The sequence below is a fragment of the Acinetobacter suaedae genome (assembly GCF_008630915.1).
Lineage (GTDB): Bacteria > Pseudomonadota > Gammaproteobacteria > Pseudomonadales > Moraxellaceae > Acinetobacter > Acinetobacter suaedae.
In genome coordinates this window covers 2,767,966-2,783,443 of the sequence record NZ_CP043909.1, presented here as the reverse complement: position 1 = coordinate 2,783,443, position 15,478 = coordinate 2,767,966, and the positions used below count along the sequence as shown (strand labels likewise).

18 protein-coding genes are annotated in these 15,478 nt (G+C 39.0%); 14 read left to right on the top strand and 4 right to left on the bottom strand.

Features of this window, described 5'->3' with window-relative positions:
- Nucleotides 1–23: 23 nt before the first annotated feature.
- Nucleotides 24–1,217 (top strand): MFS transporter, encoded by a 1,194-nt coding sequence (locus F2A31_RS12885; RefSeq protein ID WP_150026735.1) that lies wholly within the window; start codon nucleotides 24–26, stop codon nucleotides 1,215–1,217.
- A 62-nt stretch (nucleotides 1,218–1,279) separates the two neighbouring features.
- Nucleotides 1,280–2,071 carry a tRNA threonylcarbamoyladenosine dehydratase gene (locus tag F2A31_RS12880; RefSeq protein ID WP_150026733.1) on the top strand — a complete coding sequence of 264 codons (792 nt, stop codon included), beginning with the start codon at nucleotides 1,280–1,282 and terminating at the stop codon, nucleotides 2,069–2,071.
- 21 nt (nucleotides 2,072–2,092) lie between these two features.
- Here F2A31_RS12880 and F2A31_RS12875 read toward each other — a convergent pair whose 3' ends face one another.
- Nucleotides 2,093–2,548: a CHAP domain-containing protein gene (locus F2A31_RS12875; RefSeq protein WP_150026731.1), complete on the bottom strand. Its 456-nt coding sequence runs from the start codon at nucleotides 2,546–2,548 to the stop codon at nucleotides 2,093–2,095.
- Nucleotides 2,549–2,804: 256 nt separating this feature from the next.
- Entirely contained in the window at nucleotides 2,805–3,824 is a 1,020-nt protein-coding gene (dusA, locus tag F2A31_RS12870) for a tRNA dihydrouridine(20/20a) synthase DusA (protein WP_150026729.1), read from the bottom strand.
- A gap of 517 nt (nucleotides 3,825–4,341) precedes the next feature.
- On the opposite strand from dusA, the gene F2A31_RS12865 reads away from it, so the two are divergent.
- The 11 genes from F2A31_RS12865 to thpD all read left to right on the top strand — a co-directional run bounded on the left by F2A31_RS12865 (nucleotide 4,342) and on the right by thpD (nucleotide 12,601).
- Entirely contained in the window at nucleotides 4,342–4,935 is a 594-nt protein-coding gene (locus F2A31_RS12865; protein WP_150026727.1) for a LysE family translocator, read from the top strand.
- Between the two features lie 275 nt (nucleotides 4,936–5,210).
- On the top strand, nucleotides 5,211–5,645 hold the full coding sequence (arsC, locus tag F2A31_RS12860) for an arsenate reductase (glutaredoxin) (RefSeq protein ID WP_150026725.1): 435 nt from the start codon (nucleotides 5,211–5,213) through the stop codon (nucleotides 5,643–5,645).
- Between the two features lie 58 nt (nucleotides 5,646–5,703).
- Nucleotides 5,704–6,024, top strand: coding sequence for a metalloregulator ArsR/SmtB family transcription factor (locus tag F2A31_RS12855; RefSeq protein WP_075316165.1), 321 nt, complete (start codon nucleotides 5,704–5,706; stop codon nucleotides 6,022–6,024).
- A gap of 6 nt (nucleotides 6,025–6,030) precedes the next feature.
- A complete protein-coding gene (locus F2A31_RS12850; protein WP_005092314.1) occupies nucleotides 6,031–6,504 on the top strand; it encodes an arsenate reductase ArsC in 474 nt (157 codons plus the stop codon).
- Nucleotides 6,505–6,515: 11 nt separating this feature from the next.
- Nucleotides 6,516–7,562 (top strand): ACR3 family arsenite efflux transporter, encoded by a 1,047-nt coding sequence (gene arsB / locus F2A31_RS12845; protein WP_150026723.1) that lies wholly within the window; start codon nucleotides 6,516–6,518, stop codon nucleotides 7,560–7,562.
- 1 nt (nucleotide 7,563) lies between these two features.
- Nucleotides 7,564–8,268, top strand: a complete 705-nt coding sequence (gene arsH, locus F2A31_RS12840) for an arsenical resistance protein ArsH (protein ID WP_150027817.1) — start codon at nucleotides 7,564–7,566, stop codon at nucleotides 8,266–8,268.
- Between the two features lie 503 nt (nucleotides 8,269–8,771).
- Entirely contained in the window at nucleotides 8,772–9,206 is a 435-nt protein-coding gene (locus F2A31_RS12835) for a MarR family winged helix-turn-helix transcriptional regulator (RefSeq protein WP_004637923.1), read from the top strand.
- 130 nt (nucleotides 9,207–9,336) lie between these two features.
- Nucleotides 9,337–9,912, top strand: a complete 576-nt coding sequence (ectA, locus tag F2A31_RS12830; protein ID WP_004637924.1) for a diaminobutyrate acetyltransferase — start codon at nucleotides 9,337–9,339, stop codon at nucleotides 9,910–9,912.
- 45 nt (nucleotides 9,913–9,957) lie between these two features.
- On the top strand, nucleotides 9,958–11,283 hold the full coding sequence (gene ectB / locus F2A31_RS12825; protein ID WP_150026721.1) for a diaminobutyrate--2-oxoglutarate transaminase: 1,326 nt from the start codon (nucleotides 9,958–9,960) through the stop codon (nucleotides 11,281–11,283).
- Nucleotides 11,280–11,693, top strand: coding sequence for an ectoine synthase (locus tag F2A31_RS12820; RefSeq protein ID WP_005085334.1), 414 nt, complete (start codon nucleotides 11,280–11,282; stop codon nucleotides 11,691–11,693). Before ectB ends, F2A31_RS12820 begins: the two co-directional genes overlap by 4 nt.
- Nucleotides 11,694–11,695: 2 nt before the next feature.
- Nucleotides 11,696–12,601, top strand: a complete 906-nt coding sequence (gene thpD / locus F2A31_RS12815) for an ectoine hydroxylase (RefSeq protein WP_150026719.1) — start codon at nucleotides 11,696–11,698, stop codon at nucleotides 12,599–12,601.
- Between the two features lie 44 nt (nucleotides 12,602–12,645).
- Here thpD and F2A31_RS12810 read toward each other — a convergent pair whose 3' ends face one another.
- On the bottom strand, nucleotides 12,646–13,833 hold the full coding sequence (locus F2A31_RS12810) for an MFS transporter (RefSeq protein ID WP_150026717.1): 1,188 nt from the start codon (nucleotides 13,831–13,833) through the stop codon (nucleotides 12,646–12,648).
- Nucleotides 13,834–13,849: 16 nt separating this feature from the next.
- Nucleotides 13,850–14,269, bottom strand: coding sequence for a RidA family protein (locus F2A31_RS12805; protein ID WP_150026715.1), 420 nt, complete (start codon nucleotides 14,267–14,269; stop codon nucleotides 13,850–13,852).
- Between the two features lie 71 nt (nucleotides 14,270–14,340).
- Here F2A31_RS12805 and soxR point away from each other — a divergent pair, with 71 nt between their 5' ends.
- On the top strand, nucleotides 14,341–14,838 hold the full coding sequence (gene soxR / locus F2A31_RS12800; protein ID WP_150026713.1) for a redox-sensitive transcriptional activator SoxR: 498 nt from the start codon (nucleotides 14,341–14,343) through the stop codon (nucleotides 14,836–14,838).
- Nucleotides 14,839–15,478 lie beyond the last annotated feature (640 nt).

Below are 15,478 nucleotides of genomic sequence, written 5' to 3'. Positions count from 1 at the left end.
ATAACGATTAATTTCTAGGAATCATGGTTTTGAATCAGCTGCCGCGATATGTTTATTATTTATTGGTTGCTCAAGCATTTAATTTAATTGCAGCAGTATTGTCGGTCACGGTTTCAGCGATTGTTGGCTTAAAGCTCGCACCTACTCAGACTTTGGCGACAGTACCTTATGGTTTGCAATTCTTGGCCATGTTACTGACGACTTTTATCTTTTCATTTTTAATGAAAAAGTTGGGGCGACATTTGGTATTTCAGTTTGGATGCATTTGTCTTTTTTTAGCAGGTGTGTTTGGCTATCTCGCCTTACAAAGTGAACAGTTTTATTTATTGTGTCTTAGTCATTTTTCGCTAGGCTTATTCATTTCTACGGCTAACTTTTATCGTTTTGCTGCCTCGGATCGTCTCGATTCTGATTTAATCCCCAAAGCCACAGCGATGGTTATTTCTGGTGGCGTCGTCGCTGCGATTATTGCACCTGTTTTGGCGATCCAATTTCAACAGGTGCAAGGTTTACCTGATTTTACTGCGATTTACTTAATTTTCAGTTTGTTGGCATTGTTGTTGTCACCAATTCTTTATATTTGGAACCAAAAATTTAAATTACTGCAAGCACAGCAAGTTGTGACCCAGTCGCTACAACGAGCTAAATTGCCCATTAATATGATTGTCGTGGCTGTGATCAGTGGGGCATTTGCTTACTATATTATGAATGTCATGATGATAATGTCTTCCCTGCATTTAAAGGAACACCATTCATTTCATTATGCTTCGATTTCTATTCAGCTACATGTTTTGGCCATGTTTGTTCCTTCATTCTTTGTATCTAAGCTGATTCAGCGTTGGGGAACACATCGCACAATTTATATCGGTTTTATTTTGTTGATGCTGTCCTCTTTGATTCCAATATTTGGACAAGAAGGAATTTATATCAATATTGCACTGATTATTCTGGGTGTAGGCTGGAACTTTGCGTATTCAGGTGCATCTACGCTCTTGGCTGGTTTAAATGATCAGCAAAAGCATCGTGTACAAGGCATGAATGAAACCATGATTGCCTTATTTGCTACACTCGGTGCTTTCCTCCCTGCACCAATTCTGACTAAGCTGGGTTGGATGAATGCCAATTTGTTGGCCTTATCGATCAGTGTTGTTATTTTTATAATTTTGATGATATTAAGTGGACGTCATCGATCTGCAATCAAAGTCTCATCTACCTAACCCAAAAGATATTAAACGAGTTAAAATAGTGCTTTGATTAAAAGATATAGACCACCACTGTTATGACTGATTTGCCTGTAAATGATGAATATGACCGCCGTTTTGCTGGTGTGGCAAAAATTTATGGAGAAAGTTCATTTAGCCATTATGAAAACAGTCATGTGATGGTGATCGGTGTTGGTGGTGTTGGGAGTTGGGCAGTAGAAGCGTTGGCGCGTACAGGGATCGGTGAGTTAACTATTGTTGATATGGATGTGGTTGCCGCATCGAATATTAATCGTCAGCTTCCAGCGATGACATCCACTTTGGGACAAGAAAAAATCGAAGTGATGGCAGAGCGGTGTCGTCAGATCAATCCACGTATGCAAGTGAATGTGATTGATGACTATTTAACACCTGAGAATATCAAAGAGGTTTTAACTCCTACTCCCGATATCATTTTAGACTGTATCGATGATGTCAAAGCCAAACTCGCATTGATGCTGCATTGTCGTTTTAACAAGATCCCGTTAATTGTGTCGGGTGGGGCAGGCGGTAAGCTTGATCCTTTAAAGATACGAGTCGCAGATTTATCAAAGACAGAACAAGATCCGATGTTGGCAAAATTACGCGCTCAATTGCGCTCTAAAGGTATCTGCAAGAAGCCTAAAGAAAAGTTTGGGATTACGTGTGTGTATTCTATCGACAACCCATTTTCAAATACAGAAGCTTGTTCGACATCGGAAGATACAGCATTTAATCCAAGTGCTGGCTTGCGCTGTGGTGGCTATGGGTCAGCCGTAGTGGTGACATCAAGCTTTGCGATGGTTGCAGTGGCAGAAGTTCTGAAAAAGTTAGATACAAAGAAGGGCTGATGATCACAGCCCTTGCTTTGATTAGATATAATTTGAACTTAAGCGGTAGTAGCTATACGTCACGTTTTTATCTTTGTAAATATCATGACTACGTTGTTTAAAATCGGAAATCCATTGTGTACCAGAATAGCCAGCAATATGACCATAGCGGTGTTTGGCAGTACGATGAATGATGTAAATATCACCCTTTTGTGGATTGTCAAAAGCAGGACTAATCTTTTTATAACCAATATCTTGTAAGGTTCTTCCCCAGTCAGATGCTGCAACAGGATGATTTACAATATTGGCGCCAGCTGCTTGCAATGCGATACGAACAAACTTCGCACATTGTGAGGAGCTACGATAAGATGCTCGACGAGTTAACTTTTGAGCAAATGTCATTACATCTATTGAAGGCTGTTTTGGGGTGGTCACAATCAATTGATGAGGTGGGGTGTGAACCATACTGTGATCAACTGAGGGCGCATCATAAATCATCTTCAAACTCTATCGCATTTCTAAATAACCAGACTAAATGCCAGACTCTTGGCGGAAGACATGGTAAGCGAAAAAACGTCTAAAAAGTCATTTGTAATGTAATAATGTATCATTTCTATGATGTGATGAATCACTTAGAGAAAATGAGGCATGAATAATTTGTTTTTAATCATGCCTTTGAAGTTTGTTTAGTTTAAATAAATTGATTTGTAAAATAATATTTCATTTTTATTGAATAAAGAGGTAAAGTGTGATTTTAATCACACTTTTGCGCTCGAATATAATCTTCGGTGCGTTGCATGGCTGCTTGGATATTTTGGATTGCATTTTCAATATCATTGATGGTTTTTGCATTGCCACCGCTTAGGGCTTGACGCCATTTGCGAGCACCCGGCAAGTTTTGAAACAAGCCAAGGATATGTCGTGTGATAATTGATAATGGTGCGCCTTCTGCAACACGTTGATGAATATATGGCATCATTTGTTGCATAATTTCAAAACGATCAGGTGCCGCTAGATTCCAAAGTTGTCCCATTTCAGCGAGCAAATAAGGATTGTGATACGCTTCACGTCCAATCATGACGCCATCAACATGCTGTAAATGTTGTTGTGTCTCATCAACGGTTTTGATACCACCATTAATTTCAATCGTAAGATGTGGGCGCTCTTGTTTTAAACGATAAACATCTTCATAGCGTAGCGGTGGCACTTCTCGATTTTCTTTTGGTGATAGACCTTGCAAAATCGCGATACGTGCATGCACGATAAAATGGGTACAACCTGTTGCAGCGACAGTATCGACAAAATGCAGCATTTCTTCATAGGATTGCATGTCATCAATACCAATACGGTGCTTGACGGTTACAGGAATCGATACAGCTTTTTGCATGCTATGAATACATTCAGCAACCAGATTCGGCTCCGCCATTAAACATGCACCGATCTTATTATTTTGTACTCGATCACTTGGGCAACCAACATTTAAATTGACTTCATCATAACCCCAGTCTTCAGCCATTTTGGTACAGGTTGCTAACTCTTGCGGATTGGAACCACCGAGCTGTAATACGATTGGGTGTTCTTCTTTATTGAAGTCTAAATGACGATTTGCGCCACCGTAAATAATTGCGCCTGTAGTAACCATTTCGGTATATAAGACAACATTCGGATTAAACAAACGCGCAAAGAAACGATAGTCCTTCGTTGTCCAATCCATCATCGGTGCAACACTGATTCGAGGGCTTTCAATGGTTTCAACGGTTTGCTTAAGCGTCATTAAAAATCATACCTTAAATAGCTAATCGGATTGTAATCAAGCAAAAGGAATACACTGCACATATTTGTATGGGCTGAATACAATACATTGGATCGGAGGAAGAGGTCGAAAATGCTAGCCCGTGCTTGATCTTGCTGAATGATCAATGGGCCAATTGCGCGCAATATTAGCATAAAACGACAAGCAGTACATTTGCTTATGGAGACATGTGTAAGTCATTCAAAAGAGAGTGAGTTTTGATCACTTTAACGTTCATATATTTTAATCTAGATCATAAATTGTTCTGAATAATCAGAATAATATATGAATTAAAAAAAGTTTAATTGGCTAAAACATGATAAAAGGTGATGCCTCTCACATATTTTGTTTAAGTAGACTGAAAATTGTATTTTGTTTAGTTTATTGATTTTTATATTAAAATTTAGTGGTAAATATTTTTTGTTACAACCACTTTGTCGACAAAACTCTATCTATTTTGCCATAGTGCACCTGCACAATTTAGCAAAGGTATTTGTTTATGGTGACATTTTTATTCTTTGGTTTGATCATTACGATCTTACTTACACCAGGTCCAACGAATACATTATTGGCGTCATCTGGAATTCAAATTGGTATCAAACGTTCACTTAAATTAATTCCATCTGAGGTTCTGGGGTATTTTATTGCAATTACTGCATGGGGGTTTTTACTTGAATCAGTTTCACACTATATACCTTGGTTACCACCTCTTATAAAGTTGTTGAGCGCCGCTTTTATTATTTACTTAGCAATTAAACTATGGATAACTTCAACTAAGCAGATAGATCTAAATCAACCATTGATTACATCAAAAGCTTTGTTTTTCGCTACTTTACTTAACCCTAAAGCATTGTTGTTTGCTTCGGCAATTTTTCCGCCTACAGTTTGGTTGAATCTCCATGAATATATAATTCATATGGGAACATTTTTGGCACTGATTACACCGATTGCATTTTTATGGATTGCTTTTGGAACAGTTTTAATTTCAAACAAAATCGCTTGGTTGAATCAGCGTAATTTACAACGTACAGCATCTTGTATCTTAACTTTCTTTGCTATGCCATTGGCTTTTTCTGCAATTACATCATTTTAAGTTTTGAAACTGGAATTTCGAATCAATCCGATCAAATCAAAGTTAAGAACCTTTTTATTCTGAGCAAATAGTGTTACTAAGATCTTGAGAATCGTGAAATAGAGTAAACCACAATTTAATCGTTGTGGCTTCTTTATTTTTGATTTTGTTATATAAATATAGATAAAGGTCAAAGTTTATGTCGCATAGAAGGAAAAAATAAATTTGATGTACATTGTTTATATATGCTAATTCGTATATAAATATATAAGAATATAAAGCTTGGATGAATCCAAATGACAGCTTCTTTAGATGTAACGATTTACCATAACCCAGCTTGTGGGACGTCTAGAAATACGTTGGCTTTGATCCGTAATACAAGGATTGAGCCAACAGTAATTGAATATCTAGTAACACCACCTTCGCGAGAAAAGTTGATTCAACTGATCGCTGATGCTGGTTTATCTGTAAGGGATGCGATTCGTAAAAATGTCGATCCATATCGTGATTTGGCACTGGAACGTGAGGATTGGAGCGATAAAGAACTCATTAATTTTATGCTTGAACATCCGATTTTGATTAATCGTCCTTTTGTTGTGACGGCATTGGGTACGCGCTTAAGCCGCCCATCTGAAGTAGTTTTAGATATTTTGCCATTGCCACAAAAAGGCGCTTTTATCAAAGAAGATGGTGAGCAAGTTATTGATGAAAATGGGCAAAGAGTAAATTAAATATTTAGTTTTTATATGTGATTATCTGCATATTCAAATATGAGATTTAGAGGTGGATATGGATCAAGTCAATTTTTTTAAATGTTTATCGGACGAAACTCGTCTCAATATCGTCACCTTAGTCGTAGAAAATAAAGAATTGTGTGTATGTGATCTCACCGAAAAATTACAACTGAGCCAACCAAAGATTTCTAGACATTTGGCTTTATTGCGTTCTTCAGGGTTATTGCAAGACAGACGACAGAGCCAATGGGTGTATTACAGTATTAATCCACAATTGCCTGATTGGTGCCATGACATCTTGAAAATATTAAGCACCACGTCAGTGGGTAATCTTTCAACATTAGCGACGCTATCAACACAAAGTTATTGTGAGTAAGACATTATGAAATTTCTTTTTTTATGTACAGGTAACAGCTGTCGTAGCATTTTGTCAGAAGTGCTTTTTAATCATCGTGCGCCAGTAGGATGGAAAGCTTATAGTGCGGGCAGCAAGCCTTCAGGACAAGTGCATCCATTGACTATTGAAACCTTACAAAGTTTAGGACTAGAAACGGATGGGCTGTGGAGTAAGACCATCGATGATTGTGAGCAATACCAACCTGATGTGGTGATTACGGTTTGTGATTCTGCGGCACAAGAAGCATGTCCGCTTTATCTAGGTGGTGCAATCAAGGCACATTGGGGCTTGGCGGATCCTTCTCATTTAGAATTACCAAAAGATGAAAAGCTCAAAGCTTTCCAAGAGACCGTTGATCATATTAATCGCCGTCTTGATGCGCTATTTGCACATGATTTTACTAATATGACACGTCCAGAAAAAATTGCTGCGATTAATCAAATCTCACATATCGACTAACTGGATTGAACATGGCTAAATCAGGATTGTCCTTTTTAGATCGAAACCTCACTCTCTGGATTTTTCTGGCGATGGGACTTGGGGTGGCGATCGGTGTATTTTTCCCGCAAGTTTCTGTCGGATTGAACGAAATGAGTGTGGATTCCGTCAATATCCCAATTGCGATTGGATTGATTTTGATGATGTATCCACCGTTAGCTAAAGTAAATTACGCAACCTTGCCAGAAGTATTTAAAGATAAGAAAACCTTGGTTTTATCTCTAGTACAGAATTGGTTGATTGCACCGATCCTCATGTTTTTACTGGCGATCATCTTTTTGCATAGTTATCCAGAGTATATGACTGGCTTGATTTTGATTGGGTTGGCACGTTGTATTGCAATGGTGTTGGTTTGGAATGGACTTGCTTGCGGTGATAATCAATATGTTGCGGCTTTGGTCGCGTTCAATAGTATTTTCCAGATCTTATTTTTCAGTACTTATGCATGGTTATTTTTAACTGTTTTACCACCTTATTTTGGGATAGCAGGGCAGGTTATTGATGTTGACTTTTGGACCATTACTCATGCGGTATTGGTTTATCTTGGCATTCCATTTTTACTTGGCTTCTTTACGCGGTTGATTTTGGTGAGATCTAGAGGGTTAGATTGGTATCAAAATACGTTCTTACCTAAGATCAGCCCTTTAAGTTTGCTTGCATTATTGTTCACTATTGTGGCGATGTTTAGTCTCAAAGGTAGTGATGTAGTGAGCTTACCTTTAGATGTGATTCGCATTGCAATTCCATTGACGATTTATTTTGTCTTAATGTTTTTTATCAGCTTCTTTATGAGTAAAGCAATGGGGAATAATTATCCTCGAACTACGGCGATCTCATTTACGGCGGCTGGTAATAATTTTGAGTTGGCATTGGCTGTGGCGATTGCGACGTTTGGTTTAGCTTCTCCAGTGGCATTTACGACTGTAATCGGTCCGTTGGTAGAGGTTCCAGTATTAATTGCACTGGTGAGTGTTTCACTATGGTTGAAGAAGAAGTATTTTCCTAATGAACAAATTTGATATTGATGTCCCAAATGTCGAAGTTGAACTGTTAGCTAAGCCTGAATTTAAACAGATTCAGGCGGTAGAGTTGGAACATCCACCTCGTATTCTATTGTTATATGGTTCAAATCGTGAACGCTCTTATAGTCGTTTAGCTGTGATGGAGGCAGGACGCATTTTGCAATACTTGGGTGCTGAGGTGAGAATTTTCCATCCAAAAGGTTTACCTCTACCTGAAGATGCTGATATGGAACATCCAAAGGTCAAAGAATTACATGAGTTATTGGCATGGTCAGAGGGAATGGTATGGTGTTCACCTGAACGTCATGGTTCGATGAGTTCAATTTTTAAATCACAGATTGATTGGATTCCACTTGCGGGTGGTGCGATTCGTGCTACGCAAGGTAAAACCTTGGCATTGATGCAAGTCAGTGGTGGTTCGCAGTCCTTTAACAGTGTTAATCAAATGCGTATTTTGGGGCGTTGGATGCGGATGATCACGATTCCAAATCAGTCTTCGATTCCTAAAGCATTTTTAGAGTTTGATGAGGATGGTCGCATGAAACCTTCGTCTTACTATGATCGTATTGTTGATGTGATGGAAGAGTTGTTTAAATTTACCTTGCTCACACGTGGACAAAGTCAGTATTTCACAGATCGTTATTCGGAGCGAAAGGAGTCCGCGGAAGAGTTGTCTAAGCGAGTCAATCAACGCTCAATTTAAAGTACTTGTTGATGTCAAAATGAATTACAAAACGCATGAAAAATCACTTTTATTTGTGCTGTTTTAAAGCTTTTAGATGATTCAATCACGTATGACTTGATGTTGATTTAGATTAAAAGTTTAATCATGTTTGTGGATTAGACCAGTAAATCACGATTATGCGCTAAAGTTGGAAATGGTCGATATTTGTTCATAAATATCGACCATTGTTATTTTATTGACTTTACATAAAATTACATGATTTTTAATTTATTGATTAATAAGTATTTTATTTGTTTATTCTGAGTAAAATAGTTCTTATTGAAACTATTTGAGATCAATTTATTTGAAGAAGAAATATTCACTACCTATAATGATTTCTACTCAAGGTATCAGAGATCAAATGTATTTGGAGTGATGATTAAGGCGGATAGATAGAACACGAATGTTTTTCTGAAAATACAGACAACATCATGTACAACGTACTACAATAGTGTGTTTAGCTTTTTTTGTGCGTGATTAAGATGGATGATGCTGTTCGTGTTTTACAAAGTGTTCGGCGGATTGAACAATGTGTGGAGTTATACTCCAAACGATTGTCTCAACTTCACCAGATTACAACGCCGCAATTAGTTGCCCTTATGACCATCGCAAAAATGGGTCCATGTAGTATGTCTACGATCGGGAAAGCCATTTTTGTGAGTCCAAGTACAGTTGTTGGAATTGTTGATCGTCTAGAAGAAAAGGGCTTGGTATTACGAATGCGAGATACACAAGACCGTCGCCATGTACATGTGAGCTTAACTTCAAAAGGCGAACAACTCTTAGATCAATCACCATCTGCGTTACCTGAAGGTTTTTCACTGGCTTTACAAGCTTTAACGGATGATGAGCGGCAACGTCTTGTGATTTCATTAGAGCAGTTTGCCCAGTTGCTTGAGGCAAAAGTACCGAATTAAAGTCAGTACAAAATTTTTAATAGGTAATGAAAGATTATAAGTTTGATTGTGTTCAATGACGAATGTCTCATGATTCTGATGCCACTACTAACTTGAGTATGCCGAGTATGGAAATACAAAAGGAGATAGCGTGGAAGCTTTATCAAGACAGTCAATTCGTTTGACCAAATCATCAATTATTCATCAACTGAATCAGTGTCGAGTTCGTAATTTTCAACCCCAAGATGTACGTGAAGTGCATGCGTTGATTCAGTCTTGTCCATCTTTGGATCTTAATTCATTGTATGCATATGCATTACTTGCCGAGCATCATACCGATACCTGTTTTGTTGCCTATGATCATAAAGATCAGATCTGTGGTGCGGTGACAGGCTATGTTTGTCCAGAAGACCCCAACACCTATTTCTTGTGGCAGATCGCGGTATCGCCCAGTGAGCAAGGAAAAGGGATTGGCTCCTTGCTCCTTGATCAAGTAAAAGAACAATGTTTAGCATCCAGACAATTAGAATTTTTAAAAACAACAATTTCTCCAAGTAACAAAGCCTCTCAAAATCTTTTCCGAAGTTTCGCTGAACGATTTGACGTTGATTGCAAAGTCAGTCCTTTCTTGTCAAAACAAGCACTGCAACCGATTCAACCTGAACCTTTTGATACCCAACACGAACCAGAAGATCTGTACACCATTGGTCTTTGGAAATGGGATTGAGCGACTTTTTAAGTCTTTTAATTTTTTAACTACTTGGAGTTATTCATGAATATTTTCAGTCGATTGGAGTCTGAAGTCCGCGGCTATATCCATTCTTTCCCCACTGTATTTAAAACCGCAAAAAATGCAGTATTAGTGGATGAAATGGATCGTGCTTATATCGACTTTCTCGCAGGGGCAGGCACATTAAATTATGGACATAACCACCCTGTGCTGAAGCAGGCTGCAATTGATTATCTGGTACAAGATGGAATTGTGCATGGTTTGGATATGGCGACTTCTGCAAAGAAGGCGTTTATTGAAAACTTTGAACAATATATTTTGAAACCGCGTCGTCTGAATTATAAGTTGCAATTTACAGGTCCAACGGGAACCAACGCCGTGGAAGCTGCAATTAAGTTAGCGCGAAATGTCACCAAACGTCATAATGTTATTGCGTTTACCAATGGTTTTCATGGTGTGAGTTTGGGTGCACTGGCACTCACAGGTAATCAAAAGTTTCGTGAAGCAGCCGGCGTTGCTTTGGGAAATGTCCATCATGCAGCTTACGCAGGTTATTTCGGTCCAGATGTTGATACGATTGATATGCTCAATAAATTATTGACGGATCGAAGCAGTGGTGTGGATTTGCCTGCTGCAATTATTGTGGAGTGTGTGCAAGGTGAAGGTGGCTTAAATACGGCCAGCATTGATTGGTTAAAGCGTCTTTCTGCACTGTGTAAGCAACATAAAATTTTATTGATTGTCGACGATATTCAGGCAGGTTGTGGTCGTTCGGGGCATTTCTTTAGTTTTGAAACTGCTGAGATTAATCCCGATATCGTGACTTTATCAAAGTCTTTATCTGGTTTTGGTTTGCCGATGTCGTTGGTGTTGTTTAAGCCAGAATTGGATATTTGGCGTCCGGGGCAGCACAATGGCACGTTCCGAGGACATAATCTCGCATTTGTGACAGCAACTAAGGCAATACAACATTTTTGGGCTGATCAAAAATTCCAAACTGAACTTGTAGAAAAATCAGCTTTGGTTAGTCGCCGTTTACAAGAGATCGTGCAAAAATTTCCTACTGCGGAATTGGCTCATCGTGGTCGTGGTCTGATGCAGGGACTTGCGTTTAAAAATCCTGATTGGGCTGATGAAGTCACCACACATGCATTTCAGCTCGGTCTTGTGATTGAAACCTCTGGCAGTCGGGGGGAGGTTGTGAAATTACTTCCACCATTAACCATTGAAAATCAAACCTTAGAGCAAGGCATTGATCTGCTTGAACAAGCGATTAAACATGTGGTTCAAGTCTATTCACCTTCTCTTTCATCTCAACATAAAACCAAATCCAAATCCAAAGCAAAAGTACAGGGAGTTGTTTCATGATCGTTCGTCAACTACAAGATATCTTAAATACTGAGCGTGATGTGCAAACAGAAACTTGGGCAAGTCGCCGCTTATTATTGCAAGATGATGGTATGGGCTTTTCGATGCATGAAACGACCATTTTTGCAGGTACAGAGACCCATATTTGGTATAAAAACCATTTGGAAGCTGTGTATTGTGTCAAAGGTGAAGGAGAGGTCGAGCTGATCCCTTCAGGTGAGGTGTATAAAATCACACCTGGAACATTATATGCACTTGATAAGCATGACAATCATTATCTGCGTGCTAAAACTGATTTAGTTTTAGTCTGTACCTTTAACCCTGCATTGGTTGGGAATGAGGTGCATGATAAGGATGGTGTCTATGCAACACCTGCACAAATGATGAAGCAGACGGAGGAGGAGGCTTAAATATGCAAATGAGCAATCCTTATCTGACACGAAGAAGTGATGCTGCGGCTATTATTTCTCGTGCAGATCCTGTTGTTTATGAGCAGAATCTGGTCGAAGGTGCAACAGCACAACAAAAGCAGGATTATGCGACCAATGGTTTCTTACAAATAGATGATCTGTTTAGTGCAGATGAGGTTAAATATTTGCTGGATGAGCTGCATCAAATGCGTCATGCATATGCGATGCAGCAACGACCAGAGGCAATTATTGAGCGTGAAAGTCAGGAAGTCCGTTCTATTTTTAATGTCCACCGACTCAATGATGTGTTTAAAAACCTAGTTTCAGATGAACGTGTTTTAAATATTGCACGATCACTATTGGGCAGTGAAGTGTATATACATCAATCACGGATTAACTATAAACCAGGACTACATGGCAAAGAGTTTTTTTGGCATTCTGATTTTGAAACATGGCATAGTGAAGATGGTATGCCGAGAATGCGTGCGCTCAGTTGTTCGATTTTATTGACTGACAATAATGAGCATAATGGGCCTTTGCTGGTGATTCCGGGATCACATCAACATTATATTTCTTGCCAAGGTGAGACGCCGGATGAGCACTATAAAAAGTCACTGAAAAAGCAAGAATACGGTGTTCCTGACGGAAGTCTACTGCGTTATTTAGCGGATATGGGCGGTATTCATTCTTGTACTGGACATGCGGGTAGTGTTGTATTTTTTGATTGTAATTTGATGCATGGTTCAAACAGCAATATTACACCGTTTTCTCGAAGTAATATTTTCTTTGTTTACAATAGTATCGACAATCAACTGCAACAACCTCTTGGGGGGCTCCAACCTCGACCTGAGTTTGTTGCAGCCCGAGAAGATATTGCGCCGATAAAACCCAAAAATCTCATCTTATAAAACATTAAGCCAAGAAGAGTATTGATTCTTCTTGGCTTATGACTTTATGCTTGAATACTTTGAGCGGAAATACGATTATCCAAAAAGCTAAACAACATACACGCAAACACTAAACAGATCCCCACTAAACAGGTCATGCTCCATCCGCCGTGATTCCACGAAAAAATCCCTAAGGCTGAGCCACACGCGCCTCCAGTGAAATATGCCGTCATATAGATCGCATTAATCCGAGATTTGGCATCAGGACGTAAACGGAAAATAATGCTCTGATTGCTGGTATGTACAAGGGCTAAAGCGAGCTGAATTAACGCAAAGCCAAGGATATAACTCAATAAATAAATCTGTCCGAAATAGAAACAGATCCAACTCATGATAAATAAGCCACAACCCATCCATGTCAATTGTTTGGTATAGCCTTGATCTGCATATTTACCAATATATTGTGTAGATAAGGCGCCAAAGATACCAACCAATCCGACCATCCCGATCATAAGGTCTGGAAGATGGTGTGCGGCTGTGAGTAATAATGCAATAGTGGAAAATAAGATACTAACAGCGGCAAAGGCAAAAGCGCCTGAAAGTGCACGTAAGACTAAACGCTTTTCTTGTTTGAGCAGTTGTCCCATTGAGACAAAGACTTGCCCATAATTCAGTTTCATGCGCATTACATAAGGGAGACGGCTTTTTAAAGCATATGCAAGGATAAGCATTAAAATACCGCTAACAACGTAGATCATTTTCCAGTGGAATAAATTAGAAAATAATCCTGCCAAACTGGTCGACAGTAAAATCCCAACCAATAACCCACTCATCAAAAATCCGACCACTTCACCTGTCTTTTCAGGATTGACGGTCATCGTCGCCAGTGGAATCAGGATTTGTGCTGCAACGGAGAACATCCCAGCCATAATCGTACCAAGCCATAGCATGGGTAAATTGACCGAAAAGGCACTCACGAATAAACCGAGCGCACATAAACACATTAATAGTGGAATGAACTTGGTTTTGTTGACGACATCTCCCATGGGAACAATAAAAAGCAAGCCCAAAGCATAAGACACTTGAGCAAAAGTAACGGTGAGTGCTGCTTGCCCCTCCGTCACTGCAAAATATTGTTGAATGGAGTGAATCAGAGGCTGACTATAATAGTTAGCGCCCGCACATAAACCACATGCAGTCGCCATAAACCATAGCAGGGCCTTATTTTGACTAATATCTTGAGGTGCAGACATGATTCTCTCGATCTGGTTATGCGATATATGCTGTTGCTTCAACTTCGATCAGCATGCCTTTCAATGCTAAACATGGCACAGGTATAAGCGTGCACACAGGGTATGGATGATCTTTCCATAAGCGTTGCATGATTTGTGTGAAGCTGTGAAGTTTGTCCTCATTATGATTGACAACGAGGACACGTAAAACAGCAATATCTTGAAGTTTGGCTTGTGCCGATGCTAAAGCGTGTTGGATATTATAAAAGACTTGTTGTACCTGTTGGTCAAAATCTTGTGAAAGTTCACCATTTTTATTCTCGCCACCTTGTCCTGCAATATGAATAGTTCGCATATTGGGTTGAATCACGGTGACATGGCTATACCCATTGCTGATCGGGTCGTATAGCTCACTTGGATTGATCATTTTAAAGGCTGGTGGGTTAATAAGATTCATAGCAAGATTCCATAAAGAAAACGAAGTTATGCTAGTATCAAAGCTCAAGTTAACTAGAGGTCAAGTAAATTTTGAAATCACAACAATTACAAACTTGGCTTAGTATTGGGGAGTTGGCGAAACGGAGTGGTGTGAGTGTTCCAACGATTCGTTTTTATGAAGAAAAAGAATTGATTTGGGGGCTAAGAACGACTGGAAATCAGCGTCGCTATCAACGGGCAATGTTACGACGAATTGCGATTATTAAAGCAGCACAGCAAGTTGGAATTAGCCTAAAACAAATCAAAGAGACGTTTGCGACCTTACCTAAGCAACGGATCGCAAGTAAAAAGGACTGGCAAACCATGTCACAACAATGGCAAGGACAGCTTGATCAGCAAATTATGATGTTATTGCAGCTACGCCAGCAGTTGGATCAATGTATTGGTTGTGGTTGCTTGTCTTTGGAACAATGTCCGTTGCGAAATCCAGATGACTGCTTAGCCGAGCAAGCAATGGGTGCTCATTTTCAGGAAATTTTATTTTTATTGAATCAGAAAAACGAAACAGGCCGTGATTTTGTTGAATAAATGCACTAATTTTGTGCAAAAAAGACAAATTGTCTGGCAAAATCCTCTTAAATATCACCCGAAAAAATGCTAAATCGATTTTTTACATTTCTTTTTGCTGCATTTTGAGGGGCTGTTGGAAAGATTAAACCTAAATACAGAGAAAATAATTGAGTTTTCAATAGTTATAAATTTACATACAGCGAATAATCATCAAAACAAGTCGCCGAACAGCCCAATAAAAGTTCAAATAAGCCAATCCCACTACGAAATTGCATGATTATGATGCCGAATGAGACTCCTAATTTGCAAAGCTTGGAAATTGCCATATGTGAGGTATGAATCACGTACACAAGGTGTTTTGATGCTAGGCTTAAAAGGAGAGAGGGTAATAAGTACTTTCGGGTTTGGTTTGTGACAATGCTTTATCACATTGTTATATGGGCAAGCTCGGTTTACTGAAGATGGATGTTTGGACTAAAACGACGTGTTTAATTTTAGTTTGCTGTATCAAAAGTCAAACGTGCTGAGCATACAAGTTTTAAAATCAAATGTGAATCATCAGTTCAAAATATAGGTATTTATTAAATAAATATTGGGTGGAATTTTAGAAAAGTTCCATTAAAATCCAAAAACTCTACTAAAGAATACTCCTGGGGGA